The sequence below is a fragment of the Pseudomonas meliae genome (genome assembly GCF_001400515.1).
Lineage (GTDB): Bacteria > Pseudomonadota > Gammaproteobacteria > Pseudomonadales > Pseudomonadaceae > Aquipseudomonas > Aquipseudomonas amygdali.
On record NZ_LJQT01000064.1, the window covers coordinates 1 to 3,024 of the forward strand.

Sequence of the window (3,024 nt, forward strand, 5' to 3'; positions counted from 1 at the left end):
TATGGAAAAGATTCTTCAGCAGGCTGTGCCCCTTCTAAAGGCAGACCTGTACCCCCAGCATCATCAAAACCTGACACGTTTTACCGTAGCGCATGGCCTTCATGGCCAAGGCGGTGAAGCATGAGGCACCTCAAGGCTGTCAGGCTCCCCCCTTCTGCCCCCCACTCCGCTTTACGTCGCCCCGGTCGGGCAATGCCTGCCCGTTATGCGGCCCCCCGCCATCTTTCGGAACAACAGCTTAAAAATCCCCTGATCCGATCGGCCTACGAGCGCCTGAGCAACATGGACAGCTACCGGGGCCAATACCTGCGCCGCCTGGATGGCGTTCATGGCGACCGGCGTACCCGGCGGGAGAAGTTCCTGGCCATCGAGCGCGTAGCCGAGCAACTGCTGGTGCGCCTGGACCTGGCCACCAGCGTGCTGGGCTACATCGACCCCGCCAATGGCCGCTATGTGCTGAACACTCAGTGTGGCATTGCCGAGGATGCGGGTATCTCTGCACCGGCGCTGTGTCGCCTGATGAAAACCCTGGATGATGCGGGGTATGTGTACCGCCGTATCGAGCGCATTCGCCTGGACGAGAAGGACGATAACGGTCTGCACCTGGTGCGTACCCGCGTCCTGATCCGCTTCACCAAGCTTTTCTGGAAAGACCTTGGCCTGGCCTATGTTCATGAACGCGTGCAGAAGTCGGCCAAGAAGCGTCGCGATGCTCAGCTGCGCGACATAGGGCAACAGCGCTTGGCGGACATGGAAAAGCACTCTCTGGAACTCCAGCGCCGTGAAACGTCGCGTCAGCGTTGGCAGGCCAAGGAAAATCGGGAGGCGGGCGTACCGGATACGCAAGATGTCGCGGACTCCAGCTCGTCGCCGCCAGGCAGCAACACCGTGTCCAGTGCGCTAGATAGGCTCCTCGCGTCCAGGACCCGGAAAGCCTAAGTAACGCCTCACTTTGTCCGAAAACCGCATCCGCTCACGCGGAGGCACTGTCACGCCTGCGTTTTAAGGGCGGCTGGTGACCCTATGGCCAGGTATCGCATCGACCGCACGACGGTGCTGGTTGTGCCGTTTTTTGGCTGTTCCAACGTTTTTTTTTGGCCACGCCGGAGGTGGCGCACTGGAGTGTTTGAAATAAATGAAATTTTATCCCCCCTTCAGTTTCCCCTTTCAGGAAAAACAGGGATTTACGCGGTGGAAACCCACCTCATAAAGCAGTAATGCACGCGCAAGTCGTGCCTTCGGCACGGCGCGTATATCCGCGACTATACGTACGTGAAACAGCCTGTCTAAGCGGCCCAGGGCGATAAAGCTGCCCTGCCCTGGCCTGCGGCCACCCTGCGGGCGCTAAGACCCGGATAAATCGGCCTGGAACGGCAAGCCGCCCCAGTCCTCAACCGGGCGCGTGTGCGCGCAGGCTGCTGAGAAAATTATGCGTATGGTCGATAGCTCTTTGCCTTCAATGAAGGCATGCGTTTTGGACTTCGACCGGTTTAATCAATGCATCACATGTGTTGCTCTTGCAGCATTTATGTTGCATAATGGCCTTACCGAAACGGCAAGGACTGAAGCAATGAAGTGCAGCGAGTTTCGGCGATGGCTACAGGCTCAAGGCGCTGAGTTCAAAGCGGCCAAGGGCAGCCACTTCAAGGTGTACTTGAATGGCAAGGCGACCATCTTTGCGGACCACGGCAGCAAGGAAATGCACGAAGGGTTACGTAAATCGATCATCAAACAGCTGGGCCTCAAGGATTGAGGCTTGGCTGTACCGCTGACCAGTGAGGCCCTATGTATCAGTACCCGTTAGAACTGCATCAGGAACCAACCGGCATCTGGTTGTCATGCCCGGATATTCCCGAAATGAACGCCTCGGGTGACACCTTGGACGAGGCGCTGGCCGAAGCCCTGAACGGCATGGAGTCGGCCTTTTCGCTCTACGTTGACCAGCGCCGCAAGATCCCGCAGGCGTCTCTGCCATCCGGCGATGAGTTGGTGATGCACCTGCCTGCGCTGACTGTCGCCAAGATCATGCTGTGGAACAGCATGTTGGACAATGGCGTGAGCCGGGCCGAGCTGGCGCGCCGTCTGAGCTGTACGCGGCAAGTTGTGGATCGGCTGGTGGACTTCCTGCACACCTCGAAAATCGAGCAGGTGGAGCGGGCATTGGCTGTGCTGGGTCGGCGCATAACGTTGAGCATTGAGCAGGCTGCGTGACGCATAACACTGGATCATTCCAGCCAGTCCAATGCGTTGCGTAGCGCCCAGCGGACGAGCTGGCTTGCGACGATGGACAGAACCAGCCGCCAAAACCATTGAATGATGTGCTTGAGCATGGTGCGTTCCTCATGGTTGATGTCGTCAGTGTGTTTTTATTACAGGCAGTGCTCAACCCGTGGTATTTCCGCAGGTGGTGCGCCGTCTGTCACGACTGCTGACGAGTCAATTCTGAGGGGTAAAAAAGGCGTTCTAAAACGAGGTTTGCATAGCTCAAACGCCTTGTGATGCGCTGTTAACCGATCCGAAAGCGTTCCCTGAACATGACGCCTTGTAGCAGATGCAAGGCGACCAGATTGCCGCCTACGGTGTTTTGCCAAGCTTTATGGGTCGTTTCGTAAAGGGCGTCAATTTCCTTTAGCAGCAGACGGTAGCGTTGGACTTCCAGAATCAGACGCCGCACGTCATGGCCCGCCCGGTGTGTAAAGTACGATAGCTAAAGCAAGGACGGCCTATATGAAGATATTTTTTGTACTGATGGTAATAGTTGGGATGTTGGGTAGCGGGACTGCGATGGCTGTGACTGGGAACGAGCTTTCCGAGCAATGCCAAGCTTTAATCAAAGATCCGACACCGCCATCCAAGTATTTTGCATCAGGTGTGTGTGCGGGGTACGTAAATGGAATGATAGACGGAATCCACATAGCTAAGGTACTTAGCCCTGATAGAGTGGATGTCTGTTTTCCTGATCGGCCCAATGGGAGCGAAGCTGAGATTTGCGACACTTGGGCTGGGTACTGCGTATTTTCCGGA

The 3,024-nt window shown here is 56.6% G+C and carries 4 protein-coding genes; all 4 read left to right on the forward strand.

Annotated features, from left to right (window positions below):
- The first annotated feature begins 192 nt into the window (after positions 1-192).
- On the forward strand, positions 193-939 hold the full coding sequence (locus ALO64_RS02880) for a hypothetical protein (RefSeq protein WP_044345745.1): 747 nt from the start codon (positions 193-195) through the stop codon (positions 937-939).
- A gap of 631 nt (positions 940-1,570) precedes the next feature.
- On the forward strand, positions 1,571-1,753 hold the full coding sequence (locus tag ALO64_RS02885; protein ID WP_007253326.1) for a type II toxin-antitoxin system HicA family toxin: 183 nt from the start codon (positions 1,571-1,573) through the stop codon (positions 1,751-1,753).
- 32 nt (positions 1,754-1,785) lie between these two features.
- Positions 1,786-2,211 (forward strand): type II toxin-antitoxin system HicB family antitoxin, encoded by a 426-nt coding sequence (locus ALO64_RS02890; protein ID WP_005622461.1) that lies wholly within the window; start codon positions 1,786-1,788, stop codon positions 2,209-2,211.
- 516 nt (positions 2,212-2,727) lie between these two features.
- A partial coding sequence (locus ALO64_RS25850) for a hypothetical protein (RefSeq protein WP_217996262.1) occupies positions 2,728-3,024 on the forward strand: 297 nt, incomplete at its 3' end.

Bases quoted from the DNA above. Each gene is read 5' to 3' on its own strand.
- ALO64_RS02880 (WP_044345745.1), top strand. From the start codon at position 193: ATGCCTGCCCGTTATGCGGCCCCCCGCCATCTTTCGGAACAACAGCTT.
- ALO64_RS02885 (WP_007253326.1), top strand. From the start codon at position 1,571: ATGAAGTGCAGCGAGTTTCGGCGATGGCTACAGGCTCAAGGCGCTGAG.
- ALO64_RS02890 (WP_005622461.1), top strand. From the start codon at position 1,786: ATGTATCAGTACCCGTTAGAACTGCATCAGGAACCAACCGGCATCTGG.